Source organism: Bradyrhizobium sp. 1200_D9_N1_1, assembly GCF_052075915.1.
Classification (GTDB): Bacteria; Pseudomonadota; Alphaproteobacteria; order Rhizobiales; family Xanthobacteraceae; genus Bradyrhizobium; species Bradyrhizobium diazoefficiens.
Map to the genome: position 1 here is coordinate 5,670,980 of NZ_CP197226.1, position 25,236 is coordinate 5,696,215.

The following is a 25,236-nucleotide window of genomic DNA, read 5'->3' on the forward strand; positions in this document are numbered from 1 at the left end:
GTTTTGGCAATTTGTCTTTGGTTAGTCGTTGCTGGTAGCGCTGTCAACGTTCCTTTGTTTGCGGCAGTGACTGTGTTAAGAGCAGCAATGGGTCGAAAACGCACCAAGTCAGGCAAAATCCGGCTGGCGGAAGTCGCCGAGCTTGCCGGCGTCAGCCCGATCACGGCGTCCCGCTTCTTCCGTAACCCCGAAGCGCTCTCAGTCGCCAAGCGGACGCGGGTCGAGAGCGCGGCCAAGGAGCTCGGTTATGTGCCGAACCTGGCGGCACGCGCGCTCGCCTCGCAACGCACCGAGGTGATCGGTGTCTTGATTCCGTCACTGACCAACAACGTGTTTTCCGACGTGCTGCGCGGCATCTATGACGCCTCCGAAGGCGGCCGTTACTCGATCCAGCTGTCCAACACACGCTACAGCATCCTCCAGGAGGAGAAGCTGCTGCGCCTGTTTCTTGCGCAGAAGCCCGCCGGGCTGATCGTCACCGGCATCGACCAGACCGCGGAATCGCGCGCGATGCTGGAGGCGGCCGACTGTCCGATCGTGCAGATCATGGAGATCGGGCCCAATCCGGTCGACATGATGATCGGCTTTTCCCACTATGAGGCAGCGCGCGCCGCGGTTGCCCACCTGTTCGCGCAAGGTCACCGCAAGATCGGATTCGTCGGCGCGCGCATGGACCCGCGGGTGCAGCGGCGGCTGGACGGATATGTCTCGGCCATGAAGGACGCCTCCCTGTTCGAGCAACGCCTCGTCGTCACGACCGCCACGCCGACGTCCGTAACGCTCGGCGGCGCCCTGTTCACCGATCTCCTGGCACGCGAGCCCGACCTCGATGCGGTGTTCTGCGCCAACGACGACCTCGCGCTCGGCGTGCTGTTCGAATGCCGGCGCCGCGAGATCGGCGTCCCCGAGCAGATCGCGATCGTCGGCTTCAACGACCTCGAATTCATGGCCTCCGCCGTCCCCACCCTGACCAGCGTGCGCACCAACCGCTACGAGATGGGCAAGACCGCCGCCACCATGCTGATCGAGGCGATCGACGGACGGCGCCCGGAGCAGCCGGTGCTCGATCTCGGCTTCAAGGTGATCGAGCGGCAAAGCTCGTCGGCGCGGCGTCCGGACGGCAGGCCGGCTGCGTCAGGTGCGGGCACTGCGAACAAAATGGTAGCGTTACCAAGTAGCCATGACTAGTATCGGATTTGTGAGGAAACGACCCGCCAGCGGGAAGGCAGGTCATCGCTAGCGCCGCTGGGCATCGCACAAGCCGACACCCCAAGACCGACGCCAGTGCGTTGCATTGCAGGAGAACCCAATGACAAAAAAGCCAACCAATGGGCACGCGCCCGCCGGTAACGGCGCCCGTCGCCACCTTCGCTCGCAGGAATGGTTCAACAACCCGCATAACCCGGGCATGACGGCGCTCTATATGGAGCGCTATCTGAACTATGGCCTCACCCGCGCCGAGCTGCAGTCCGGCAAGCCGATCATCGGCATCGCCCAGACCGGCAACGACCTCTCCCCTTGCAACCGCCACCATATCGAGCTCGCCCACCGCGTCCGCGAGGGCATCCGCGAGGCCGGCGGCATCGCGATGGAATTCCCGACCCATCCCATTCAGGAGACCGGCAAGCGCCCGACCGCGGCGCTCGACCGCAACCTCGCCTATCTCGGCCTCGTCGAAATCCTTTACGGCTATCCGCTCGACGGCGTGGTGCTGACCACCGGCTGCGACAAGACCACGCCCGCCTGCATGATGGCGGCGGCGACCGTGAACCTGCCCGCGATCGTGCTGTCGGGCGGCCCGATGCTGAACGGCTGGCATGCCGGCGAGCGGACCGGCTCCGGCACCATCGTCTGGAAGTCGCGCGAGCGGCTTGCCGCCGGCGAGATCGACTATGAAGAGTTCATGGAGATCGTGGCGTCCTCGGCGCCCTCGGTCGGCCATTGCAACACCATGGGCACCGCCTCGACCATGAACGGGCTGGCCGAAGCGCTCGGCTTCTCGCTGCCGGGCTGTGCGGCGATCCCCGCCCCCTATCGCGAGCGCGGCCAGATCGCCTACGAGACCGGAAAGCGCATCGTCGAGATGGTCTGGGAGGACCTCAAGCCCTCGGACATCCTGACCCGCAAGGCGTTCGAGAACTGCATCGTGATCAATTCGGCGATCGGCGGCTCGACCAACGCACCGATCCACATCAACGCGCTGGCGCGCCACATCGGCGTCGAGCTCTCGATCGACGACTGGCAGAAGGTCGGCCACGACGTGCCGCTGCTGGTCAACATGCAGCCGGCCGGCTTCTATCTCGGCGAAGAATTCCACCGCGCCGGCGGCGTGCCGGCCGTGGTGCGCGAACTGATGAAGCACAAGCGCATCCACGAAGACGCGGTCACCGTGAACGGTCGCGGCATCGGCGAGAACTGCGCCAATGCGCCCACGCCCGACAACGACGTGATCTGGTCCTACGACAAGCCGCTGGTGAAGGACGCCGGCTTCCTGGTGCTGAAGGGCAATCTGTTCGATTCCGCGATCATGAAGACCAGCGTGATCTCCAAGGAATTCCGCGACCGCTATCTCAGCAAGCCTGGGGATCTCAACGCCTTCGAGGGCCGCGCCATCGTGTTCGAGGGTCCGGAGGATTATCACGCGCGGATCGACGATGCCTCGCTCGACATCGACGAGCGCTGCGTGCTGTTCATCCGCGGCACCGGCCCGATCGGCTATCCTGGCGGCGCCGAGGTCGTGAACATGCAGCCGCCGGCGGCGCTGATCAAACGCGGCATCCTGTCCCTGCCCTGCATCGGCGACGGCCGCCAGTCCGGTACCTCGGGCTCGCCGTCGATCCTGAATGCCTCGCCGGAAGCGGCCGCCAATGGCGGCCTCGCGATCCTCAAGACCGGTGACAAGGTCCGCATCGACCTCAACAAGGGCAGCGCCAACATCCTGATCTCGGACGACGAGCTGAAGAAGCGCCACGCCGAGCTCAAGGCCAATGGCGGCTTCAAGCATCCGCCGAACCAGACGCCGTGGCAGGAGATCTACCGCAGCACCGTCGGCCAGCAGTCGACCGGCGCCTGCATGGAGCTCGCCACGCGCTACCAGAACGTCGCCGGCACCTTTGGAGTGGCGCGGGATAATCACTGACACTGTCATTCCGGGGCGCGACGAAGTCGCGAGCCCGGAATCCATTGATCAACCGACGCTGTGGCCCGATGGATTCCGGGTTCGCGCAAAGAGGCGCGCCCCGGAATGACGACAAAAAATTCAAAGGAGAACAAGAAAATGGCAGACCGCCTCAAGGGAAAGCGCGCCGTCATCACGGCTGCGGCAGCAGGCATCGGGCGCGCATGCGCCATCGCATTCGCGCGTGAAGGCGCGACCGTGATCGCCACCGACATCAACGAGAGCGGCATCGCGGGCCTTGCCAAGGAAGGCATCGCCGAAACCGCAAAGCTCGACGTGCGCAACACCGCCGACGTCAATGCTTTTGCAAAACGCGTCGGCAAGATCGACATCCTGCTCAATGCGGCCGGCTTCGTGCACCACGGCACCATCCTGGAATGCTCGGAAGAGGATTTCGACTTTTCGTTCGACCTCAACGTCAAGTCGATGCACCGGACCATCAGGGCCTTCCTGCCGGACATGCTCGCGGGCGGCGGTGGCAGCATCGTCAACATCTCGTCCTGCGCCGCGCTGCGGCCGCCCGCCAACCGCTATGTCTATAGCGCGTCGAAGGCTGCGGTGTCGCTGCTGACCCGCGCGGTCGCGCTCGACTTCATCACCAAGGGCATCCGCTGCAACAGCATCTGCCCGGGCACCGTTGAGACGCCCTCGATGCTCGACCGCGCCGCCGCGCAAGGACCGCAGGGCAAGGAGATGTTCATCTCCCGCCAGAAGATGGGCCGGCTCGGCACCGCCGACGAGATCGCCTCCATGGCGGTCTATCTCGGCAGCGACGAGAGCGCGTTCACCACCGGCGTCGACCTCGTCGTCGACGGCGGCTACATGCTCTGATCACGTCTCGTCCCGAGGAGGCGCGACAAGCGCCGTCTCGAGGGACGGGCCACGGGCTCCATGGGTCGAGACGCGCGCCAAGCGCGCGCTCCTCACCGTGAGGGACAGATAGAGGGATTTTTCGATGAACAAGATCGACCTCAACGGCCGCGTCGCCATCGTCACCGGCGGCGCACAGGGCTTTGGCCGCGCCATCGTTCAGCGCTTCGCCGCCTCCGGCGCCAAGGTCGCGATCTGGGATTTCGACGCCGCGCTGGCCGAGAAGACGGCAAAGGAGATCGGCGGCGAGACCAGGGTGTTCAAGGTCGACGTCACCGACACCGCAGCCGTCGAGCAGGCCCGCGATGCGACGCTGGCCGCCTTCGGCAAGATCGACATCCTGGTCAACAATGCCGGCATCGCAGGCGTCAACAAGCCGGTCTGGGAGACTGACCTCGAGGAATGGCGCAAGGTGCTGCGCATCAACCTCGACGGCCCCTTCATCTGCTGCAAGGCGATCGTGCCGGAAATGCTCAAGCAGAAATACGGGCGGATCGTGAACATCGCCTCGATCGCCGGCAAGGAAGGCAATCCGAACGCCTCGCACTATTCGGCGTCCAAGGCCGGCCTGATCGCGCTGACGAAGTCGCTCGGCAAGGAGCTCGCCGCGCACGACATCCTCGTCAATGCGGTGACGCCGGCGGCGGCGAAGACCGCGATCTTCGACCAGATGACGCAGCAGCATATCGACTTCATGCTGTCGAAGATCCCGAAAGCGCGCTTCGTGCAGGTGGAAGAGCTCGCCGCGATGGTGAGCTGGCTCGCATCCGAAGATTGTGCCTTCTCCACCGGCGCGGTGTTTGATATTTCCGGTGGACGGGCGACCTACTGAAGCATTGGCCGCCCCTGGAAGGGGCGGACCATGCGGCTTGGTTGTCGGGATTTTGGGCGTCGGGATTTCGTGAAGCTCGCAGCGGGCGCAGGCGCGCTGCCGCTGCTGTCGTCGACGACGTTCGCGCAACTCTCGCCCAACCCGCCGAACATCCGCCCGCCCTCACCCGCCGAGCGCGGCGCCATGGCACGGCTCGCGCACAGCTTCATGGACAAGTACGGCGTGCCGGCACTCTCCGTTGCTATCGGCTATGCCGGCACTGTTGTCCATGAGGACGCCTTCGGTGTTGCCGATATCGAGCGGAACGAGGCCGTAACACCGCGGCATCTGTTCCGGATCGCCAGCGTCAGCAAGATGATCACCTCGGTCACGATCTTCCGCCTGATCGAGGAGAACCGCCTCAAGCTGGCGGATCGCGTGTTCGGCCCGGGCGCGTTGCTCGGCACCGATTACGGACAGCCGCCCTATTCCGCCGGCATCGACCAGATCACGCTCGAGCATCTGCTGACCCACACCGCCGGCGGCTGGAGCAACGACAACCGCGATCCCATGTTCACCCATCCGCGGATGGATCATGCCGAGCTGATCGCCTGGACGCTGGCCAACCGGCCGCTCGACCGCCCGCCGGGCCAGCACTACGCCTACTCCAATTTCGGCTATTGCGTGCTCGGGCGCGTGATCGAGAAGCTCACCGGCCAGCGGTATGCCGAGCACGTCCGCACCGATGTGCTCGCGCGCTGCGGCGTCACCGACATGACCATCGCGGGCAACACGCGCGAGCAGCGCCAGACCGGCGAGGTCGCCTATTACGGCCAGGGCGAAAATCCCTACGACATGAAAGTGAGGCGGATGGATTCCCATGGCGGCTGGATCGCGACGCCGGCGGATCTCGTGCAGTTCCTGATGCATGTCGACGGTTACACGAGACCCGCGAACATCCTGCGGCCGCGCACCATAGAGATCATGACCACCGCGCCCAGCTACAGCCCGGACTATGCCAAGGGTTTCTGTGTCAACAAGTCAGACAATTGGTGGCACAATGGCAGCCTGCCGGGCACGAGCACGATTGCCGTGCGCACCCATGGCGGCTTCTGCTGGGCAGCCTTCACCAACACAAGACGCGGGAATTCCAACATGGATGGCGATCTCGACAATCTCAACTGGAGCATGGCGCGCCAGGTCGGCGAATGGCGGGTGGCCTGACATGATCCGGGAAGGTGGATGCCTGTGCGGCGCGGTGCGGTTCAAGGCGGAGGGCGAGCCGCTCAACGTCCGCATCTGCCATTGCCGCTTGTGCCAGAAGGCGATGGGCTCGCCCTACTTCGCCCGCGCACAATTCGACCAGCGTGCGCTGACCGTCGAGGGCGAGACCGAGCGCTATGCCTCGTCCGAGAACATCGACCGCGTGTTCTGCAAGCGCTGCGGCACACGCCTGTTCGCCTGGCGACGCAACGGCACGCTGGCCGGTGTAGCACTCGCCACCTTCGACGACCGCAACGCCTTCGCGCCGACCGAGCACATCTGGGTGTCGGAGAAGCTCGCCTGGCTGAAGCTCGACGACGGCCTGATACAATATCAGACGACGATTCCTGCATGAATTTGCACGACTGCACGGCGGGGGCGGTCCGCCGGTCATTTGCGGCGTGGTATTTCGGAACCGGCCACCCTATCTTGAGCTGAAGCGTTGCTGCACCGCCGGTTGGCTGGGACGGCTGCAAGGCCGCAGGCAAACCGGGACGGACGAGCCGTGAACATTTCCCTTTATGACCTTTCGGTGTGGGTGCTGCCGCTGGTGCTCGCCATCACCTTCCACGAGGCGGCGCACGCCTTCGTCGCGCACCGGCTCGGTGACAACACGGCCTGGCAGCTCGGCCGCGTCAGCTTCAATCCGCTCCGCCACATCGACCCTTTCGGTACCCTGATCCTGCCGGCAATGCTGCTGTTTGCGCATTCGCCATTCCTGTTCGGCTACGCCAAGCCGGTGCCGGTGAATTTCCGCAAGCTCAACAACCCCAGGCTCGACATGGTCTGGGTGGCGCTGGCCGGGCCCGCGACCAACATCCTGCTGGCGCTGGCGGCGGCTCTCACCCTCCACGCCCTGCCCTTGGCGCCGGCGGGGTCCGCGCAGTGGATCTTCGACAATCTCAAGAATGCGCTGCTGATTAACGCCGTCCTGGCCGTCTTCAACATGATGCCGATCCCGCCGCTCGACGGCGGGCGCGTCGCGGTCGGGCTGCTGCCACGGCCGCTCGCCCTGCCGCTGGCCCGGCTGGAGCCGTTCGGTATGCTGATCCTGATCGGCCTGTTGATCCTGCTGCCGCTTGCGGGCTCGCAGTTCGGTCTAAATCTTGATGTTATTTCAGCAATACTGCGAACGTTGACCGGTTATGTGATTCAGGCTGTTCTCTTCCTGACCGGCAACGCGTAGTTGAACTACGACACCCGAACACAAGCCGAAGGGCCAGAGGCCGACTTGGTCAAAGCTGCCGATATGCTGATCGCGCGACGCGCCGACACCCGAGCCCGCGCCGATTTTGCCACCTGGAAGATGATGGCCAAGCTCAACGGGTCGTCCGCGCTGCCGCCGGAAGCCCAGGAGTTCCTCGCGAGCTACAAGAACCTGCTGGCGCAGATGAGCGAGGGCGAGGCTACCGAAGCCACCATCGGCGCGATCTACCGGGCCTATTATGCCGAGATGGGCGGCGCCGGAACCCCGCCCGACGTCCGCACCCGCCCGCCTGAAACGGCGGCGGACAATGTTACCGCTTTCCGCCGTCCGGCACCGAAGCCGAAGAGGTCTGCCGCCTTCGGGGCGACGACACTCGGTGGAACCCAGAAGCGACCGCTTCCGGTGGCGCTGATCTTCGCCTGCCTGGTCGTGGTCTATGTCGGAATCCGGCTCTACTGGCGCTGAGCCGTCTTCTTCTTTTTCTTCTCGTCCGGCGGCTTGAAGATGATGGGGACCGTGCGCTCGATCCGGTCCTCGGTCAGCGCGGCGGGCGGTGTCGGGAAAGGATCGGATTTGTGGACCATGGAGATCGCGGCGGCATCGTAAGCCGCATCTCCGGACGACTCCACGACGTCAACCGAGATCACGTTCCCCCGTCGGTTGAGCGCGAAGCTCACCTTGACCGTCTGGTTATTGGGCTCCTTGCCCTCCGGGTTGACCTTGTGCGCAGATAGGTGCGCGCTGATCTTACGGTTCCAGTCGGCCGTCAGCTTCAGGATGTCCTTGCCGATGCCGAGAACCGGCGCCATCGCCTTCTCGGCCTCGCGCGTGGCGTCTTCAAAGGTTTGGCGCTCCATGGCGACCGACTTCTGCGATGCCTCCATGGCCGGCGTTTCGACGGCGGCCACCTTCGGATCGTCGTCCTGCTCCTTCTTCGGCTTGTTCTCGGTGACGAGGCGATCGGGATCCTCGGCCTGTTGCGGCCGATCCTGTGGAAGATCCGTCTCCTTGACCTCGGCCTTCTGCTCGGGCAGCGCCGGGCGCTCTTCCTGCTCCTCAGAGTCCGTCGGCCCGGGTGCCCTGTCGGACTCCTGAACCGGCGGCGACGTCATCTCGACCGCGAACTCCGCTCCCGCAGCGCCCAGCCCCTCGTCGCCATCGTCGGCCCGCAGGTTCGCGAGCGCCAGCGCGGCCCCGCCCAAATGGAGCGCGAGCGCCGCAACCGCCGCCAAAATCCAAAGCCGCCGGGCTGGTCTGGGTTCGAGTTCGACGTCGGACATGACGCCCCCTATGGCTGCGCCGCGCCAGCGGCGGCCGATCCCGCCGCCGTGGGCGGGCCTTCGAGCGCAACCAGCTTCACCCGCGTGTAGCCGCCGGAGCGCAACAGCTCCATGACGCCCATCAACTCGCCATAGGGCACGGAGCGATCGGCACGCAGGAAGACGTACTTGTCCTTGCTCATGTCGGACAGCCCGTCGAGCGTGCCGATCAGCTCGGCGCGGTGGACGGAATCCTCTCCGATGGCGAGCGTCAGATCGCGCTTGATGCTGAGATAGGTCGGCTTGTCCGGCTTCTTCTGCGGCGTCGAGCTCGACGTCGGCAGATCGATCGGCAGATCGACCGTCGAGAGCGGGGCTGCGACCATGAAGATGATCAGCAGCACCAGGATGACGTCGATGAACGGCGTGACGTTGATGTCATGCGTTTCCGAGAAGTCGTCGTCATCATCGTTGTCTGCGAGCGAAACGGCCATGGTTCACTCCGCCGCGCGCGAATGCACGCTGCCGTGGCTGCGATCGAGATCGCGCGAGAGCAGCCGCCCCGCCGCGCCCGAGGCACGGCTGACGAGCTCGAGATAGCTCTTCGTCACGCGCGAGAAGTGATTGTAGATGATGACCGCAGGGATCGCGGCGACGAGGCCGATCGCGGTGGCGAGCAGCGCCTCGGCGATGCCGGGCGCGACCACGGCGAGGTTCGTGGTCTGCGACTTCGAGATGCCGATGAAGCTGTTCATGATGCCCCAGACCGTGCCGAACAGGCCGACGAAGGGCGACGTGGAGCCGATGGTCGCGAGCACGCCCATGCCGATGCGGATGCGCCGCGCCTCCGCGCGCACGATCTCGGAAAAGCTCGAGGCCGCGCGCTCCTTGATGCCGGCATCGCTGGACAGGCCGGCCGACATCCGTGCCTCGCGCAGCGCTGCCGCCAGGAAGGACGGCAGGATGCCCTCCTTGGTGCCGAGCGCCATCTGCGCTTCAGCGAGCGACCGTGCCTCCGAGATCTTCTTCAGCGCCGAGCGAAGCCTGCCGGACGCGACCGACAGCTCGATCGACTTGGCGATGAGGACGGTCCAGGTCATCAGCGATGCGAAGGCGAGCCCGATCATCACCGCCTTCACGATGACGTCCGCCGACATGAACATCACCCAGGGCGACAATTCCTTCATGGCCGGCGCGGTAGCGGACGCGGCGTCGGGCTTCGCAGTCGCCGGAGCGATGGCTGCGGGGGATGCCGTCGCTGCCGCGGGAGCGGTCGCCGTCGAGGCCGCAGGCGCCGGGACGGCAGGCGCGGGCGTCGATGGTGCCGCTGGGACCGGGCTGATCGGAGCCGGCCGGGCCGTAGACTGTGCCGGGGCCGCAGGCGGGGTCTGTGTCTGGGCAGAAACCGGAGATGCGAGCCAGGCGGCCGCCAGCATCAAGACTGCGGCACGGCTTGCTTGGAAGGACATGATCTTCATACTTCGGCCCAGTAGCGAATGAGGTTGTGATAGATACCCGTCAATTTGACCGTTTCGGGATCGTCACGCCCGAGCCGTTCCACCAGCGCCTGTATCGCGGTGTCGAGGTCAAAGATCATGCTCCGGGCTTGATCGTCCCGTATCATGCTCTGAAGCCAGAAGAAAGATGCAACCCGCGCTCCCCGGGTCACCGGCGTCACCAGATGCAGGCTGGTCGAGGGATAGAGCACGCAGTCGCCGGCTGGCAACTTGACTTCGTGCGAGCCGTAGGTGTCCTCGATCACAAGTTCGCCACCGTCATACTCGTCCGGCTCGGCGAGGAACAGCGTGACCGACAGGTCTGTGCGGATGCGAAGGCCGGTCAGGCGGTCGCCGCGGATCGCATTGTCGACATGCAGGCCGAAATGGTGACCGCTGGTCGCCGCATAGCGGTTGAACAGCGGCGGGAATATCTGAAGCGGGATCGCCGCCGCGATGAAGCGCGGGTTCGACGTCAGCGCCGAGATGATCCGGTTGCCGAGCTTGCGCGCGACCTCGCTGTCCGGCGGCAATTGCTCGTTGCGCTTGACCATGGCCGACTGCGAGCCGGCAGTGGAGCGGCCGTCCTCCCATGCGCTGGCGTCCATGATGCGGCGGAAATCCGCCACATCATCCTTGCTGAGAACGTTTTCGATGCATGTCAGCATGAAACTGATTATCGCTCCATCAGTAGCGCGCCGAGAGCACCACATAGGCGGCACGGCCCGGAGCCTCCAGCACGAACGGTGCCGCGCTCTGGTACAACGCGTCGTAGTAGCGCTTGTCGAAGATGTTGTTCACGAACAGCTTGACCTGCCAGTTCTTGTTGATCTTGGCCTCCGCGAACATGTCGAAACGCCAATAGCTCGGAATCGACGTGCCCTGGTTGGCCGCGAGCAAAGTGCCGCCGTAAATCTTCGAACGGTAGACCGCCTGCCCACCCAGTTCCCAGACGTCGGTGAGCTGGTACTTCGTCAGCAAGCTGAAGGACTCATGCGCGATGTTGGCGAGCGGACGCCCGACATTGGTCGGATACAGCGCCTTGTTGGCCGACGGCGCCAGCGACTGCGTCACTTCCGACTGCATCAGCACGAGACCGCCAAACACGCTCCACTTGTCGGTGATCTTGCCGCCGACGCCGAGATCGATGCCGCGGATGCGGTAGGCTGCTCCAGCGGTGATACACGATATATTGCCAGTCGTTCCGGTCGGATAGACGCATCCCAAAGGAGCTGCAGCGGCCGCACTGCCCACGTTCTGCGACTCGCGTGCGTTCTCTTTCGTCGTCTGGAACAACGCTGCGGTCAGAAGCAGATGACGATCGAACAGCTCCCACTTGGTGCCGAGTTCGATGGCCTTGTTCTTCTCGGGGCCGAATATCTGCGTATTGCCGCCCGGCAGGTTCGGGTTGAGGCCGCCATAGGCTGTGCTGGTGCCGTCGAATTCGGCACCAACCGGGTTCGCCGAGGTCGCATACGCCACATAGACACTGCCGTTCGGTGCCGGCTTCAACGTCAGGCCGAGGTTGAAGTTCGGAATTAGAAACTCCGCCGATTGCTGGCCAGGACTGCCGAGCTTCCGCGTGTTGATGCTGTAGTCATCATAGCGGAACCCGCCGTTCAGGATCACCAAGTCACGATAGTTTGCGCTATCCATGACGTAGCCGCTGACGGTGTCGATGCCGATCTTGGTGGGACTTCCGGTGAGGCTCGGAATCCCGAAGGGAAGATTGGTATATTGCGGAGCGAACACGCTGACGTCGGTCTTCGATCCGCTGCCGCTGAAGGGCGTGCCGGTCGTCAGCTCCGAGCTGAGGCCGGTATAACTGTCGATCGACGATCTCTCGCGATCATACTCGACACCGCCGAGCAAGGTGTGCCTGAAGCCTACATCGTCGTTGAACTTGTAAGTTGCCTCGGTCTGGTTGGCGAACACGTCCGTGACCTGGAATCGGCTCTGCGGATTTGCACTCAGCGTCGAGGCCGAGAGCGGATCGACAAGCTTCGGCGCTTCAGGAAGCGTACCGATGTAATTCTGCGTCGAGCGGGACGCGCGGATCTTGTTGCTGATCATCAGATCGGGGGTGATCTGCACTTCCGCGTTGATCGTGCCGATGTCCTGGCCGGTCCGGAAGAAGTCACGGTTGACGAAGCCGTACCAGTTATTGCGATTGGCGCCGAAGTCCGGAAACGGACCGCCGGCAGTCGACGTCGTGCTAGGCCGATAATATGGCACGCCAAAATCCGGGCGGCCGGTCAGCTCGGTGTGAATGTAGTTGCCGGTGACCTTGACCGTATCGGTCGGCGTCCAGGTCGTGGCGACGAAGGCGCCGTTTCGATTGTCGGTGACGTAGTCGCGGCCGGCGACATTGGCATCCTGGAACAGGCCGCCGACGCGGACGGCGAGCGTCGGGTCGATCACCTGATTGACGTCGAGTGTGACACGCTTGGTCTGGTCGGTGCCAAACGTGGTGTCCATGTTGTAGAAGCTCTTTGCCGTCGTCGCCTGCTTGGTGACGATGTTGATCGCACCACCGGCGACACCGCGGCCGGAGAAGGTCGAGCCGGGACCGCGCAGGATCTCGACCTGCTCGGTGAAGAAGTTCTCGCGCACACTGACGCCGGAATCGCGCACGCCATCGATGAAGATGTCGTTGCGCGCGTCGAAGCCGCGGATGAAGAAGCGGTCACCGAATGCATTGCCGCCCTCGCCCGACCCGAGCGTCACGCCAGCCGTGCTGAGAATCGCCTGTTTCAGCGTCGTGGCGTTCTTGTCCTCGAGCACTTCCTTGCTGAGAACCGTGATCGACTTCGGCGTATCGACCAATTTCTCCGGAAACTTGCCCCCGGCCTGCACGTGATCGACCTTGTAGGGCGCGGCCGGATCGGCATAGGGATCCGCGTCGGCGGGTCCGGAGGGCGTCGCCGGAGCAGCCTGCTGGGCCTGCTGGCGCGGCGCGGCGCGGCGAAGCGCGTTGCGGGCGCGGACCTGATCCGGCGTGGGCTTCGAGGCCGTCGGGCGCGGACGCTGGACCGGAGCATCGACCGTCACCGGCGGCAGGTTCGACTGCTGCGCCTCTGCGCCGCTCGACACCGACGCCGCCGCGATCAGGCTTGCGACTGCCGAGACCTTCTTGCCGGAAATGCCCGCGGACTTTTCATACGCCAGATCGAATGCTGCGACCGAACGCAACGACTTCGGTGCGACCACCTGCCCCATTACAACACGCCCCATCTTCATGTCCGCTCATTCACTTCGATGAGCGATTGGGCTGTTGGTATCGACGGCAAAATAGTGGGTCAATGCGGGCAAGCCGCGAGAACGCTTGAATAAGTCCAGATCAAAACGATTCTAATCTACAGTTTCAAACGGTTCTAAAGTGAAATTGGAGTCGTTCTAAAACGAGCGCGAAAAAAGCCGCGAAATCAACGATCGCGTGCGCAGCGTCAATCGCTGCTCGGCGGCTTCATCAGCGAGAACAATTCGTCGACAGTCTTCTGCGCGACGGCACGCACACGATCGGTGTTGTCCATGCCGGCGATGTTGACTCCCTTCACCACCGCCTTGATCTCGTCGCGGAAGTCGGTGAGGAAGCGCAAGGGGTCGCGCTGCTCGTTGGCGACGCGGGCGATCAATCCCGTGATCAGAATCTGACACGCGATCAGCTTGCCGTTCAATTCGTCCATCCTGCGCTCCCGTTGTGGCGCGCCGATATGAACGATGCCGATTTTCCTGACAACCGAAACACCGCCCGCGCGATTTAGAACCGTTCTCGGAACGCGCACATCCCGACGCTCCTGCCCGGGTGTTGCGCCAGCCTCGTTCCCAACTCGCCGCGGCCACCCACACCGGCTACGGGCATTGCCTCATTTTTGCACGCTGATCGCTCGCGGCGGGAAAATGCAGCACTGCACACCGGCGCGCCAGCGAGTTGCCTAAGCCGTGCAAAGCTTTCCAATTGTTTAGGATTCCCGATCGATAGTGCTGTTTACACTGGAACTTGGCGTGTATTATACAAGCGCCTTGGAACCCAATGATTGCCCCACAATTCGTAAATGAGGGCACAAGAGCCGACACGAGCCGATATGAAAAAAACACGGCCGATCCTCTGGATTCTGATCATCGCGGCCGTGGCCTCCGCGGGTTACTATGGTTGGCAGAAATTCGGCTCGCCGAATGCCGGAAAAACCCAGACGGCACAAAAAGGTCCGCCCCGCGCCCCCGCCGTTCCCGTGAGCGTTGCGCCGGTCCAGAAGGTCGATTTCCCGGTCTACCTGACCGGTCTCGGCACGGTTCAGGGTTTCAACACCGTCCAGGTCCGGCCCCGGGTTGACGGCCAGATCGACAGGATCGCCTTTACCGAAGGCCAGATCGTCAAAGAGGGCGAGCTTCTGGTCTCGATCGATCCCCGTCCCTATCAAGCCGCGCTCGACCAGGCCAAGGCCAAGAAGGCGCAGGACGAGGCAAATCTGGCGAACGCCAATCTCGAGCTCCAGCGCGCCATGAAGCTCGGCGAATTCGCCACCGCGCAGCGGGTCGACACCCAGCGCTCCACTGTCGCCCAGCTCACCGCCCAGATCGCCGCCGACGACGCCGCGATCTCCAATGCCCAGACCCAGCTCGACTACACCCAGATCAAGGCGCCGATCACCGGCGTCGCCGGCCTGCGCCAGGTCGACGTCGGCAACATCGTCAACGCCTCGACGCAGACGGGTATCGTCACGATCTCGCAGGTCGAGCCGATCTCGGTGATCTTCACCGCGCCTGAAGATCAGCTCGCCTATATCAGCGAGGGCCAGAAGGCCGGGGCACTCAAGGTGATCGCGTTCACCACCGACGGCAAGAAGACACTGGCCGAGGGCAAGCTCGCCGTCATCAACAACCAGGTCGACACGACCAGCGGGACGATCCGGCTCAAGGCGGTGTTCGACAACAAGGACCACACGCTGTGGCCGGGACAGTCGGTCTCGACGCGGCTTCTGGTGCGGACGCTGAAGGACGCGACGGTGGTCCCGGATGATGCGGTCCAGCATTCGACCAACGGCCTTTACGCCTATACCGTCAATCAGGACAACAAGGCCGAAGTGCACAAGGTCAAGGTCAGCTACGCGATCGACGGACGTTCGGTCGTCGACGAAGGCCTCGCGCCGGGGCAGCAGGTGATCACCGGTGGCCAGTTCAAGGTGCAGCCCGGAAGCCTCGTCTCGACGGCGGTGGCGAGTTCGGATCCGGCCCAGAACAAGGTTCGACAGGAATGAACGCGGGCGGGATTTCGGCACCTTTCATCCGTTATCCCATCGGCACCTCGCTGCTGATGGCGGGCATTCTCTTTGTCGGTCTCGTCGCCTATCCCCTGCTCCCGGTCGCGCCGCTGCCGCAGGTGGACTTTCCGACCATCCAGATCACCGCCAACCTGCCGGGCGGCAGCCCCGAAACCATGGCCTCGTCGGTGGCGCAGCCGCTGGAGCGCCAGTTCGCCCAGATCCCCGGCATCGCCCAGATGACCTCGACAAGCTATCTGGGCACCGCGTCGATCACCATCCAGTTCGACCTCAACCGCAGCATCGACGGCGCGGCCAATGACGTGCAGGGCGCCATCAACGCCGCCAGTGGCCAACTGCCGAAGAATCTTCCCTCGCCGCCGACCTATCGCAAGGTCAACCCGGCCGACGCGCCGATCCTGCTGCTGTCGGCGACCTCGGAGACGCTGCCTCTGACCAGCGTCAGTGACGCAGTCGACGCCCAGCTCGCCCAACAGATCAGCCAGCTCTCCGGCGTCGCGCAGGTGTTCATCGGCGGCCAGCAGAAGCCGTCCATCCGCATTCAGGTCGATCCGGCGAAACTCGTCGCCAAGGGCCTATCGATGGAGGACGTGCGCAGCCAGATCGCGATCACCACGGTCGACAGCCCCAAGGGCAATATCGACGGCGACAAGCGCGCCTACACGATCTACGCCAACGATCAGCTCACCCAGTCCAAGGACTGGAACGACGTCATCATCGCCTATCGCAACGGCGGTCCGTTGCGGATCCGCGACATCGGCCAGGCGGTCAGCGGCGCCGAAGATGCCAAGCAGGCGGCCTGGGCCAACGGCAAGCGCGGCGTGTTCCTGGTGATATTCAAGCAGCCAGGCGCCAACGTCATCGAGACCGTCGACAAGATCAAGGCGACCTTGCCCCGCCTCGTGGCGGCGATTCCGCCCGCGATCAAGATCGAGCTCATCAGCGACCGCACCACGACCATCCGCGCCGCAGTCGAGGACGTGCAGTTCACACTGCTGCTGACCATCGCCCTCGTGGTCATGGTCATCTTCATCTTCCTGCGCAGCTTCTGGGCGACCGTCATTCCCACCATCACGGTTCCACTGGCGCTATTGGGCGCGTGCGCCCTGATGTGGGTCGTCGGCTATTCACTCGACAATCTGTCGCTGATGGCACTCACGATCGCAGTCGGATTTGTTGTCGACGACGCCATCGTGATGCTCGAGAACATCACCCGCTACATCGAGGAAGGCGAATCGCCGATGGCGGCCGCCTTCAAGGGTTCGAAGGAAATCGGCTTCACGATCGTCTCGATCAGCATCTCGCTGGTCGCGGTGCTGATCCCGCTGCTGCTGATGGGCGGCATCATCGGCCGTCTGTTCCGCGAGTTCGCCGTCGTGCTGGCGATGACCATCTTCGTCTCGATGTTCGTGTCGCTGACGCTGACGCCGATGATGGCCTCGCGCTTCCTGCGCGCCCATGGCGAGGTGACCCACGGCAAGTTCTACCAATGGAGCGAGCGCGCCTTTGACGGGATGCTGCGGGGCTACGAATACATCCTCGATCATGCCCTGGCCTGGCGCCGTACCACGCTCACGATCTTCTTCGCCACGCTTGGCCTGTCGATCTACCTGTTCGTCCTGATCCCGAAGGGCTTCTTCCCGCAGCAGGATGTCGGCCTCATCACGGCGACCTCCGAAGCCTCGCAGGACATCTCGTTCAAGGAGATGGTGAGACGCCAGGAGCAACTGGGCAAGATCATCCTGGCCGATCCCGACGTTGCCAGCGTTGCCATGTCGATCGGCGGCAGCGGCCGCGCCGGCAACAACGGCAACCTGTTCATCACGCTGAAACCTCGCAACCAGCGCGAGGCATCGGCCCAGCAGATCATCGCGCGACTGCGTCCGCAGTTCGACAAGGTCGAAGGCGCCCGCCTCTACATGCAGGCGGCCCAGGACGTCCGGCTCGGCGGCCGGCCGACCCGCACGCAGTTCGAGTTCACCCTGCAGGATGCCGATCTCGGCGAGCTCAACGACTGGGCACCGAAGATCCTCGCCAAGATGCAGACGCTGCCGGAGCTGCGCGACGTCGCGACCGACCAGCAGACGCAGGGCACCACGGTCCAGCTCAAGATCAACCGCGACACCGCCTCACGCTACGGCATCCAGCCGCAGCTGATCGACGACACGCTGTACGACGCCTTCGGACAGCGCCAGGTCACGCAGTATTTCACCCAGCTCAACACCTACAAGGTGATCCTCGAGATCCTGCCGGAGATGCAGGGCAGTCTCGAGAGCCTGAACAAGCTCTATCTGAAATCGCCTTTGACCGGCGACCAGGTGCCGCTGTCGACCTTCGCGACCTGGACCACCGATCCGGTCCGCCCGCTCTCGATCAGCCACCAGGGCCAGTTTCCGGCGATCACCATCAGCTTCAACCTCGCCCAGGGCGTCGCGCTCGGCCAAGCCACCGAAGCCGTGCAGAAGGCGATGGCCGATCTCGGCGCGCCGCCGACGCTGAACTCGAGCTTCCAAGGCACTGCGCAGGCGTTCCAGCAGTCGCTCGGCACCGTGCCGCTGCTGATCCTCGCCGCGCTCGTCGTGGTCTATCTGATCCTCGGCATCCTCTACGAGAGCTACATCCATCCGATCACCATCCTGTCGACCCTGCCCTCGGCCGGCGTCGGTGCGCTCCTGATCCTGATGGCGTCCGGTTTCGATTTCAGCCTCATTGCATTGATCGGAATCATCCTCCTGATCGGCATCGTGAAGAAGAACGGCATCATGATGGTCGACTTCGCCATCGCCGCGGAACGCGACGAGCACAAGACGCCGGCGGAATCGATCCGCCAGGCTGCGCTGCTGCGCTTCCGCCCGATCATGATGACGACGATGGCGGCACTGCTCGGCGGCGTGCCGCTGATGCTCGGCCACGGCACCGGCGCCGAGATCCGCCAGCCGCTCGGCTACGCCATGGTCGGCGGGCTGATCGTCAGCCAGGCGCTGACGCTGTTCACCACCCCGGTGGTCTATCTCTATCTCGACGAGCTCAACAATTGGTTCTCGGGCTGGGGCCGTTCGGATGACGGCGAAGGCCACGAGGCACCCGCGCGCGGCACCGTCAAGCAGGCCGCCGAGTAAGCTTGCGCCGCTGCTCCCGCGACGCTACAGCGAGGCTTCCGGTTCACGCCAACGCAGTCTCGCCATGCCCATGCAATCCAGACTTGTCGCCCTTGCCGCCGGCCTCCTGTTGTCGACCGGTGCCGCGTATGCCCAGCAGAGCGCCAAGAAGAACGCGGCTCCTGCCCCGGCCGCACAGCCCGCGCCGGCGCCGACACAGCCGCAGGCTGACGGCGCGCAGCAGGCCGGCTGGGTCGTGCGCTGCACCAGCGTCAGCCGCGATGCGCCGCTCGAATGCGCGATGGAGCAGAACGCGGTGCTGACCAAGACCGGCCAGACCATCGTCCTGATCAACATCCGCATCGCGCCCGACACCCGCACGCCGGTGGCACTGCTGCAACTGCCGCTCGGCCTCAACCTTCCGATCGGCGCCAAGCTCCAGGTCGACGAGGGCAAGACGGTCGACCTCCAGATCCAGACCTGCGAGAACCGCGGCTGCTACGCCTCGACGCCGATCGCGGCGGACTTGCTTGCAGCCTTGCGGTCGGGCAAGCAGCTGAAGGTCTCCTTCCAGAACATGGCCAAGGAGACGATCGCGATCCCGATGCCGCTGGGCGATTTCGCGGCCGCCTACGACAAGATCAAGTAACGGGACGTTTCGCCCCTACTGCCGCGCCATCTGCGCGTTGCCGACGGCATCACCGTCGAGCTTCTGGTCGTTGTGCATGGTGACGGTGACGCGCAGCAGCCGGCCCTCGAACTCGAACGGCGCTTCGTAATGCGACACCGGGCTGCCGCGGTCGCGGCCGATGTCGAGGCCGGACCACGAGATCAGCGTGTGGAAGCCGAGCTGGGTCTGGAGCGTGCCCGCCGGCTCGCCGTCGATCAGCAGCGTGTATTCGGTAACGCCGGTGCGCGAGCCCTTGGCCGGCGGCTCCTTGCGCAGGAGGCGCTCGACGCGCACACCGAGCCGCCGCGCACCTGACGGCACCTTGCGGTTCGAGTGCACGACCTGGTGGCTGCCGCCGATGTTGAGGTCGTGCACGAGATGGCCGTCCTTGACGTAGAGGCTGTAGCCCGACGTCGCATCGCCGTGCGCGATCAGCACGCCGTTGGCGCCCGCCTCGTCGATCTCGACATGCGCCTCGATCGTGTAGCTGCGGCTGCGCACGTCGGGCGCCACATCGGTCGGCACGTGACCCATGCCGTGGTGGAAGACGAAATGGTGGCGCGCACCGTGGAAGCGCGCGGCGTTCTCCGCAAAGCGCGGCCCGAAACGGTCGTCGAGCGGCAGCACGTTGTGCTTCTCCGCCTCCTCCCACCAAGTCGCGATCATGCGGCCGAGACGCTCCGGCTCCTTGGTGGCGAGATCATTCGTCTCGGAGAAATCCTGATCCAGATGGAACAGCTCCCATCTGTCGTTCTCGAACGGCGTGCCGGGCGGATGGAAGGCGACCGCCTTCCACCCCGCCTGCCAGAGGCCGCGATGGCCGAACATCTCGAAATATTGCGGCGAGCTTTTTGAGGGCGCGGACGCGTCCGTGATCGAGCGCGCAAAGCTCTCGCCTTCGAGCGGCATCTGCCGGCAGCCCGCGATCGTCGGCGGCGCCTCGATGCCGATCAATTCCAGCAGCGTCGGCGTGAGGTCGCAGGCGTGCACGAACTGGTGCCGCAGCTCGCCTTTGCCTGCGATCTTCTTCGGCCAATTGATGACGAAGGGATCGCGGATGCCGCCGCCATGCGTGTTCTGCTTGTAGCGGCGCAGCGGCGTGTTCGACGCCATCGCCCAGCCATGCGGGAAATTGCTGTGGGTGTCGGGCCCACCGATGTCGTCGATGCGGGCGAGCTTCTCCGCGATTGGCTCCGGCTTGAAGTTGAACGGCCCCATCGCGTTGACGAAACCGAGCGGCCCGCCCTCCTGGCTCGCGCCATTGTCGGACATCACGATGATGACAGTATTGTCGCGGATGCCGGCCGTCTCGAGAAACGCAACGAGCCGGGCAAGATGGCGATCGGAATGGTCGAGCATGCCGGCGAAGGCTGCTTGCAGGCGCGTGAAGACGCGGCGCTCGTCCGCGGTATGCTCCTCCCAGGCCTTCACGCCGTCGTTGCGCGCGGGCATCCGCGTTGCCGCCGGCACGAGGCCCATCGCCCTCTGGCGCGCCAGGCGCTGCTCCCGTTCGACGTCCCAGCCGTGCGCGAAGGCCGCGTCGTAGCTCCTGATGATATCGGCGGGCGCCTGATGCGGCGCATGGCAGGCGCCCAGCGCGACCCAGGTGAGCCAGGGAATATCCGGCCGGTCGGCGACGTGATCGCCGATGAAGCGGATCGACTGGTCGATCAGGTCCTCGGTCAGGTGATAGCCGTCGGCATAGGTGCCCGGCGGATCAATGTGCGTGTTGTCCGAGACGAGCTCAGGCGCATACTGGTCGGTCTCGGCATCGAGGAAGCCGTAGAAACGATCAAAACCACGCCCGAGCGGCCAGCCGTCGAACGGGCCGGTGGCGCCGCTCTCGGTCAGCGGGGTGACGTGCCACTTGCCGACCATGTAGTTGCGATAGCCGTGCACCCGCAGCATCTCGGCGAGCGTCCCCGCCTCGCGCGCGATCTTGCCGCGATAGCCGGGATAGCCGGAATCGAAATTGGCAAGGCACCCGACGCCGACCGAATGGTGGTTGCGCCCGGTGAGCAGCGCCGCACGCGTCGTCGAGCACATCGCCGTGGTGTGGAAGCCGGAATAGCGCAGGCCCTCCGCAGCGAGCCGGTCGATGGCCGGCGTCTTGATGGACGATCCGTAGCAGCCGAAATCGGAGAAGCCGACATCGTCGAACAGCACGATGAGGATGTTCGGCGCGCCCTCTGGCGGCCTCGGTGCCTGCGGCCACCAGGGTTTGGACTCCGCAACCGTCTTGCCGACGGTGCCGCGGAACGGCGTGCCGCTGCCTGCGCTCATCTGCTTCTCCCTGCTTGTTGCGTGAACCGGACGGTTGACCCGCGGTCTGACCACGCTTAAATTATAATCAGAATTATGATTATGATTTGAAACGGATGCAAGCGCGGATGCGAGCACGTTCTGAAGAGCCCGGATTTCGCGATTTCGACCTGCCGGGCGTCGCCCCGTCGCGCCAGAAGCGCAGCCGGGAGACGACGCTGGCGCTGCTGCGCGCCGGCGCCGACATGCTGCGGGCGCGCAGCCTTGCCGAACTCTCGATCGAGGCGCTCTGCGCCGAGGTCGGCGTCACCGTCGGCGCCTTCTACAGCCGCTTCGAGAGCAAAGAGGCCTACTTCAACGCCCTGATGGCGCTGGCCACGCGCGACGGCGAGCAGCGGCTGGGCGAGATCAGGCGCCCGTCACCCGACACCGGCCTCGACAAGCTCTGCCATGTCATCGTCGGCGGCATCATCGCCTGGATGCGCAACCACGAGGGCGTGCTGCGCGCAGCGCTTCAGCATGACGACACCCGCCCGGACAAATGGACGCCGTTCAAGGCGCTCGCCCAAGCCACCACGATGCGCGCCACCCCTCTCCTGTTGCCAGCCATGGGCAAGGGAATGGGCAAGAGGCGCAAGGCCGCCAAGACCCGCACCATCGCCTTCGGCTTCCAGGTCGTGCTGGGCACGCTGGTGAACGCGATCCTCAACGATCCCGGACCGCTGTCGCTTTCGTCGAAAGAGATGGAGAGGCGGCTCGCCGGTTGCCTGTTGCTGCTGCTTCAGGCGGAGATGGGTCACCCGACACCGAGATAGGCCTTCTGCACCTGCGGGTCCTCGGCGAGCGCGGCCGCGGTGCCCGACAGCACGCTTCTGCCGACCTGGAGCACGGACAGCGGACCCGGATTTCGCCTACGCTCCATCCGGGCCACGAGCCTCCCTGCTCGACCTCACTCAACTGATAACATCGCTCGCGCGCAGCAGCGTCGTGAAGCCGCCATAGATCATGCGCTTGCCGTCGAATGGCATGCCGTCCAATTTCAGCCGAGGGTCCGCCATCACCTTCTTGTTGACGGCATCGCGCGTCTTCCGGTCGCGATAGACGATCCAGGAGAACACCACGAGCTCATCCTCCTTCGCCATCACCGCGCGCGGAAACGATGTCAGCTCGCCATAGGGAACGTCGTCGCCGATGCATTCGACATAATCGAGCGCGCCGTGCTCCATCCAGACCGCGCAGGCGGTCTTCGCCAGCGCCTTGTAGGCCTCGATCTTGTCCTTCGGCACGGCCAGCACGAAACCATCGACATAGGGCATCACGGATCTCCTTGGGTTGTATGTCCCAAGGACGATGGAGCGCGCCGCGATCCGACGCCGCGGATGCGCTTTCAGATGAGGCAAACCGTCGCGAGCGGCGGCACGGCGAGCGGGGCTTCGCAAATGGCGCGGCCGCGGGGCGGGTCAATCATGGCTTGGGAAAAGCGCCTGAACTGGCTGGGGAACCTGGATTCGAACCAAGACAAACAGAGTCAGAGTCTGTTGTGCTACCGTTACACCATTCCCCACCGAAGCTCTTGATATAACAAGACTTTCTTCGGAAGTTTTGCAAACCGCAGCAAAAGTTTTGCAAGTCAGCGGCGCGCTGGCGCTCATATAGCCGCGTCGGCGTTCGCGGTCCAGCCCCTCTGTGACTATCGCGGCTCGTTCTCTTTACGTTCTCACCTATGACTCGGCGCCATGTCCGCCGCCCGCATCATCAAGGCGCCACCGCTTTCCGGCGGCGATCGCAAATACTACGCCCGTGAGATCCGCAAGGCGGAAGTCACCTTCCGCACAACGTCTCGAGGACGCGCGGCGACTCACGCAGCCGCGCGATCGGCAGGTCGCGCTCATGCGTAACTTCTGTACGGCAGTCCGTGCCAGCGAAGAAGCGCCGGCCGGATTTGATCGTCCTGCGTCAGGCCGGCGATCCGCAACCCGCCGCACCATCTCGCCGCATCAAGAAGGCCTCCTGACGATGTGCAATCTCTAGAGCGTCACCGCCAGCCAGGCGGCGATCAGCGCGCTGTTTCGCGTCGTCAATCGCTACGTCGGCAACCTGCCGGCGATGCCCTCGGCCTACCAGGACAATCCGGCGCCCGTGGTGCGTGCCGCCGACAACGGCGAGCGCGAGCGTGCCTTGATGCGCCGGGCATGCCGTCGCCGCCGAGCATCAAGGGGCCCCCCGTCACCAACGAGCGTAACACGACGTCGCCACACTGGCGTCGCTGGTTGAAGCCGGAGAGCCGTTGCCTAGTGCCGGCGAACAGCTTCTCCGAATACGCGCCGGAGCCGAACCCGGAAACGGGCAAGGCAGCGAGTTCGGCACCGGCATCAAATATGCTGTGGAGAACGACTGCCTTGAGTTACATGAGCGCGGGCCGTATGACCGGATACTTGCTGACGCTCCATAAAGCACGAAGCCGCCGCGCAGATCAAAATGTTCAGCCTCGATCGAACGAAGAACGATACTTCCACATTGCTGGATCTCCTCCGCGCGCTCGCCGCCCAAATGGTTTGCGTCGGGCACACTTGGAATTTGACTTTCACGTTCTTCGGCGGGGCTACGCAGACGCTAATCCCCGATATCGGCGTTCTTCTGTTTTTCGTGCTGTCCGGCTTCGTCATCGCATTCACGCTCCACGAGCGAACCAAAGCTGATGATTATTCCCTGCTGAACTATGCCGTCGAGCGCTTCGCCCGCATATACTCCGCATACGCGCCGGCGCTGATCTTGATCGCCGTACTGGACTATTCCGCCTGGGCGCTCGGAGTTGAGCGGTTTCGACTCGACAGCGCGGCAAGCTTTTTGAAGAACTTGGTGATGCTGCAGGGTTATCCTGGTAGGTGGGGCGGAGACACATTCGGCTCAGCCGGCCAGCTCAGCACGCTCGCCATCGAATTTCACATCTACTTCTTCGTCGGCGGCCTGTTCTTCTTCTGCAAAGGTCGCGACCAGATCGCTGGCCTCGTGCTGGCAATCGCAACCGCCACCGTTCCACTGTTCCATTTTGCTGAGAGGCCGGACGCGTCCCACGGCCTCTTCGTGCTCTGGTTGCTGGGCTTCGGCGGGTACTTCGTCGCGATCAATATGAGGATCGATCGGCTGGTGACAGTCGCCTGCGCCATACTCTCTATCCTGTTGTTCTGGAAGTGGCGCGGCTCTCATGTGCGCGGCGACGAGTACGCGCTAGCTGCACAACCCTATTTTGCGCTGTTTTTTGTGAGTCTTGCGATCGCAGCGCAGGGCCAAAACTGGCTCCGAAGATTTCAATCAATCGTCGGGTTCTTCGCAGGTTATTCCTATAGCCTGTTCTTAATCCACTTCACGATAGTGAAGATCGTCGTTTGGCACTTGACGTCGCCGCTCTGGGTGAGATTCGTGCTGGCGATCCTCATCTCAAATTTCGTCGCTTGGCTCTTCGCCATGGTCACCGAAGCCCGACACAAACAACTCGCTCGCTGGATACTGCGGAGAATGGCTTCGTTTCGAACCGTAACCGCTCGCCCCTGAAGACGACGGCAATCCGCTAGTAACGCTGTCGGAGGGCTTGGAGGTTAGTGGAGCCAGCTCATTCCCCACTTGGCCCCCTCAATCATCACCGCGATGAACCGATCATGCGGCTCTTCGGAATGGCAATAATGAAACGACCGGTAGAGAACAAATTACAGGACGGCGCCTGAGGCTATCCCTAAAATTGGCAATTCTCAGTCCCATCGGCTTCGCGGCGCGCTCTAACGGTTTGCCCAAGGGCCGGGAATTGGTTGACTGGACGTCTTGCGTCAATAGAGATCGAGAAAT

At 64.0% G+C, this 25,236-nt stretch carries 22 protein-coding genes, 1 tRNA gene and 1 pseudogene; 14 read left to right on the forward strand and 10 right to left on the reverse strand.

Annotated features, from left to right (window positions below):
* The first annotated feature begins 87 nt into the window (after positions 1-87).
* From AB5K84_RS27555 to AB5K84_RS27590, 8 genes are all read left to right on the forward strand, one after another.
* On the forward strand, positions 88-1,188 hold the full coding sequence (locus tag AB5K84_RS27555; protein WP_028170959.1) for a LacI family DNA-binding transcriptional regulator: 1,101 nt from the start codon (positions 88-90) through the stop codon (positions 1,186-1,188).
* Between the two features lie 121 nt (positions 1,189-1,309).
* Entirely contained in the window at positions 1,310-3,139 is a 1,830-nt protein-coding gene (locus AB5K84_RS27560; protein ID WP_011086692.1) for an IlvD/Edd family dehydratase, read from the forward strand.
* Between the two features lie 138 nt (positions 3,140-3,277).
* Positions 3,278-4,009 carry an SDR family oxidoreductase gene (locus AB5K84_RS27565; protein WP_038966876.1) on the forward strand — a complete coding sequence of 244 codons (732 nt, stop codon included), beginning with the start codon at positions 3,278-3,280 and terminating at the stop codon, positions 4,007-4,009.
* A 124-nt stretch (positions 4,010-4,133) separates the two neighbouring features.
* A complete protein-coding gene (locus AB5K84_RS27570) occupies positions 4,134-4,880 on the forward strand; it encodes an SDR family NAD(P)-dependent oxidoreductase (protein ID WP_011086690.1) in 747 nt (248 codons plus the stop codon).
* Positions 4,881-4,949: 69 nt separating this feature from the next.
* A complete protein-coding gene (locus tag AB5K84_RS27575; protein ID WP_236842239.1) occupies positions 4,950-6,083 on the forward strand; it encodes a serine hydrolase domain-containing protein in 1,134 nt (377 codons plus the stop codon).
* Position 6,084: 1 nt separating this feature from the next.
* Positions 6,085-6,477, forward strand: coding sequence for a GFA family protein (locus tag AB5K84_RS27580; RefSeq protein ID WP_011086688.1), 393 nt, complete (start codon positions 6,085-6,087; stop codon positions 6,475-6,477).
* A 150-nt stretch (positions 6,478-6,627) separates the two neighbouring features.
* Positions 6,628-7,308 (forward strand): site-2 protease family protein, encoded by a 681-nt coding sequence (locus AB5K84_RS27585; RefSeq protein ID WP_011086687.1) that lies wholly within the window; start codon positions 6,628-6,630, stop codon positions 7,306-7,308.
* 63 nt (positions 7,309-7,371) lie between these two features.
* Complete coding sequence (locus tag AB5K84_RS27590) at positions 7,372-7,794, forward strand: hypothetical protein (protein ID WP_011086686.1); 423 nt, start codon at positions 7,372-7,374, stop codon at positions 7,792-7,794.
* On the opposite strand, the gene AB5K84_RS27595 is transcribed toward AB5K84_RS27590, so the two are convergent.
* The 6 genes from AB5K84_RS27595 to AB5K84_RS27620 form a co-directional block, all read right to left on the reverse strand.
* Entirely contained in the window at positions 7,782-8,609 is an 828-nt protein-coding gene (locus AB5K84_RS27595) for an energy transducer TonB family protein (protein WP_011086685.1), read from the reverse strand. The two genes, AB5K84_RS27590 and AB5K84_RS27595, sit on opposite strands and share 13 nt — an antisense overlap.
* A gap of 8 nt (positions 8,610-8,617) precedes the next feature.
* Positions 8,618-9,082 (reverse strand): TonB system transport protein ExbD, encoded by a 465-nt coding sequence (gene exbD, locus AB5K84_RS27600; protein ID WP_011086684.1) that lies wholly within the window; start codon positions 9,080-9,082, stop codon positions 8,618-8,620.
* Positions 9,083-9,085: 3 nt separating this feature from the next.
* The gene (gene exbB / locus AB5K84_RS27605) at positions 9,086-10,066 is read right to left on the reverse strand and encodes a tonB-system energizer ExbB (RefSeq protein ID WP_011086683.1); all 981 of its coding nucleotides are present in this window, start codon (positions 10,064-10,066) and stop codon (positions 9,086-9,088) included.
* Entirely contained in the window at positions 10,063-10,752 is a 690-nt protein-coding gene (locus AB5K84_RS27610) for a Fe2+-dependent dioxygenase (RefSeq protein WP_011086682.1), read from the reverse strand. Before AB5K84_RS27610 ends, exbB begins: the two co-directional genes overlap by 4 nt.
* A gap of 19 nt (positions 10,753-10,771) precedes the next feature.
* Entirely contained in the window at positions 10,772-13,303 is a 2,532-nt protein-coding gene (locus tag AB5K84_RS27615) for a TonB-dependent receptor (RefSeq protein ID WP_011086681.1), read from the reverse strand.
* Positions 13,304-13,530: 227 nt separating this feature from the next.
* A complete protein-coding gene (locus AB5K84_RS27620) occupies positions 13,531-13,770 on the reverse strand; it encodes a hypothetical protein (protein ID WP_028170951.1) in 240 nt (79 codons plus the stop codon).
* 399 nt (positions 13,771-14,169) lie between these two features.
* Here AB5K84_RS27620 and AB5K84_RS27625 point away from each other — a divergent pair, with 399 nt between their 5' ends.
* From AB5K84_RS27625 to AB5K84_RS27635, 3 genes are all read left to right on the forward strand, one after another.
* The gene (locus AB5K84_RS27625) at positions 14,170-15,342 is read left to right on the forward strand and encodes an efflux RND transporter periplasmic adaptor subunit (RefSeq protein WP_038966871.1); all 1,173 of its coding nucleotides are present in this window, start codon (positions 14,170-14,172) and stop codon (positions 15,340-15,342) included.
* Positions 15,339-18,485 carry a multidrug efflux RND transporter permease subunit gene (locus AB5K84_RS27630; protein WP_011086679.1) on the forward strand — a complete coding sequence of 1,049 codons (3,147 nt, stop codon included), beginning with the start codon at positions 15,339-15,341 and terminating at the stop codon, positions 18,483-18,485. The genes AB5K84_RS27625 and AB5K84_RS27630 overlap by 4 nt, the downstream gene beginning before the upstream one ends.
* 64 nt (positions 18,486-18,549) lie before the next feature.
* A complete protein-coding gene (locus AB5K84_RS27635; protein WP_038966870.1) occupies positions 18,550-19,113 on the forward strand; it encodes an invasion associated locus B family protein in 564 nt (187 codons plus the stop codon).
* Positions 19,114-19,128: 15 nt separating this feature from the next.
* Here the strand turns inward: AB5K84_RS27635 and AB5K84_RS27640 are convergent, their stop codons facing one another.
* Positions 19,129-21,417: an arylsulfatase gene (locus tag AB5K84_RS27640; RefSeq protein ID WP_011086677.1), complete on the reverse strand. Its 2,289-nt coding sequence runs from the start codon at positions 21,415-21,417 to the stop codon at positions 19,129-19,131.
* Positions 21,418-21,524: 107 nt separating this feature from the next.
* On the opposite strand from AB5K84_RS27640, the gene AB5K84_RS27645 reads away from it, so the two are divergent.
* Positions 21,525-22,211, forward strand: a complete 687-nt coding sequence (locus tag AB5K84_RS27645; protein WP_038966869.1) for a TetR/AcrR family transcriptional regulator — start codon at positions 21,525-21,527, stop codon at positions 22,209-22,211.
* Here the strand turns inward: AB5K84_RS27645 and AB5K84_RS27650 are convergent.
* The 3 genes from AB5K84_RS27650 to AB5K84_RS27660 form a co-directional block, all read right to left on the reverse strand.
* A complete protein-coding gene (locus AB5K84_RS27650) occupies positions 22,193-22,318 on the reverse strand; it encodes a hypothetical protein (protein ID WP_236842238.1) in 126 nt (41 codons plus the stop codon). The genes AB5K84_RS27645 and AB5K84_RS27650 overlap by 19 nt on opposite strands.
* A gap of 31 nt (positions 22,319-22,349) precedes the next feature.
* Entirely contained in the window at positions 22,350-22,712 is a 363-nt protein-coding gene (locus tag AB5K84_RS27655; protein ID WP_038966868.1) for a DUF1428 domain-containing protein, read from the reverse strand.
* 174 nt (positions 22,713-22,886) lie between these two features.
* Positions 22,887-22,960 (reverse strand) — tRNA-Gln (locus AB5K84_RS27660).
* Positions 22,961-23,451: 491 nt separating this feature from the next.
* Here AB5K84_RS27660 and AB5K84_RS27665 point away from each other — a divergent pair.
* A pseudogene (locus tag AB5K84_RS27665) lies at positions 23,452-23,747 on the forward strand (SOS response-associated peptidase); the annotation flags it as partial.
* A gap of 127 nt (positions 23,748-23,874) precedes the next feature.
* A complete protein-coding gene (locus AB5K84_RS27670; RefSeq protein WP_011086669.1) occupies positions 23,875-24,948 on the forward strand; it encodes an acyltransferase family protein in 1,074 nt (357 codons plus the stop codon).
* The last annotated feature ends 288 nt before the right edge of the window (positions 24,949-25,236 follow it).

Coding starts and splice junctions, on each gene's coding strand:
- AB5K84_RS27555 (WP_028170959.1), top strand. CDS start 88: ATGGGTCGAAAACGCACCAAGTCAGGCAAAATCCGGCTGGCGGAAGTC.
- AB5K84_RS27560 (WP_011086692.1), top strand. CDS start 1,310: ATGACAAAAAAGCCAACCAATGGGCACGCGCCCGCCGGTAACGGCGCC.
- AB5K84_RS27565 (WP_038966876.1), top strand. CDS start 3,278: ATGGCAGACCGCCTCAAGGGAAAGCGCGCCGTCATCACGGCTGCGGCA.
- AB5K84_RS27570 (WP_011086690.1), top strand. CDS start 4,134: ATGAACAAGATCGACCTCAACGGCCGCGTCGCCATCGTCACCGGCGGC.
- AB5K84_RS27580 (WP_011086688.1), top strand. CDS start 6,085: ATGATCCGGGAAGGTGGATGCCTGTGCGGCGCGGTGCGGTTCAAGGCG.
- AB5K84_RS27590 (WP_011086686.1), top strand. CDS start 7,372: ATGCTGATCGCGCGACGCGCCGACACCCGAGCCCGCGCCGATTTTGCC.
- AB5K84_RS27595 (WP_011086685.1), bottom strand. CDS start 8,609: ATGTCCGACGTCGAACTCGAACCCAGACCAGCCCGGCGGCTTTGGATT.
- exbD (WP_011086684.1), bottom strand. CDS start 9,082: ATGGCCGTTTCGCTCGCAGACAACGATGATGACGACGACTTCTCGGAA.
- exbB (WP_011086683.1), bottom strand. CDS start 10,066: ATGAAGATCATGTCCTTCCAAGCAAGCCGTGCCGCAGTCTTGATGCTG.
- AB5K84_RS27610 (WP_011086682.1), bottom strand. CDS start 10,752: ATGCTGACATGCATCGAAAACGTTCTCAGCAAGGATGATGTGGCGGAT.
- AB5K84_RS27615 (WP_011086681.1), bottom strand. CDS start 13,303: ATGGGGCAGGTGGTCGCACCGAAGTCGTTGCGTTCGGTCGCAGCATTC.
- AB5K84_RS27620 (WP_028170951.1), bottom strand. CDS start 13,770: ATGGACGAATTGAACGGCAAGCTGATCGCGTGTCAGATTCTGATCACG.
- AB5K84_RS27625 (WP_038966871.1), top strand. CDS start 14,170: ATGAAAAAAACACGGCCGATCCTCTGGATTCTGATCATCGCGGCCGTG.
- AB5K84_RS27630 (WP_011086679.1), top strand. CDS start 15,339: ATGAACGCGGGCGGGATTTCGGCACCTTTCATCCGTTATCCCATCGGC.
- AB5K84_RS27635 (WP_038966870.1), top strand. CDS start 18,550: ATGCCCATGCAATCCAGACTTGTCGCCCTTGCCGCCGGCCTCCTGTTG.
- AB5K84_RS27640 (WP_011086677.1), bottom strand. CDS start 21,417: ATGAGCGCAGGCAGCGGCACGCCGTTCCGCGGCACCGTCGGCAAGACG.
- AB5K84_RS27645 (WP_038966869.1), top strand. CDS start 21,525: ATGCGAGCACGTTCTGAAGAGCCCGGATTTCGCGATTTCGACCTGCCG.
- AB5K84_RS27650 (WP_236842238.1), bottom strand. CDS start 22,318: ATGGAGCGTAGGCGAAATCCGGGTCCGCTGTCCGTGCTCCAGGTCGGC.
- AB5K84_RS27655 (WP_038966868.1), bottom strand. CDS start 22,712: ATGCCCTATGTCGATGGTTTCGTGCTGGCCGTGCCGAAGGACAAGATC.
- AB5K84_RS27670 (WP_011086669.1), top strand. CDS start 23,875: ATGTTCAGCCTCGATCGAACGAAGAACGATACTTCCACATTGCTGGAT.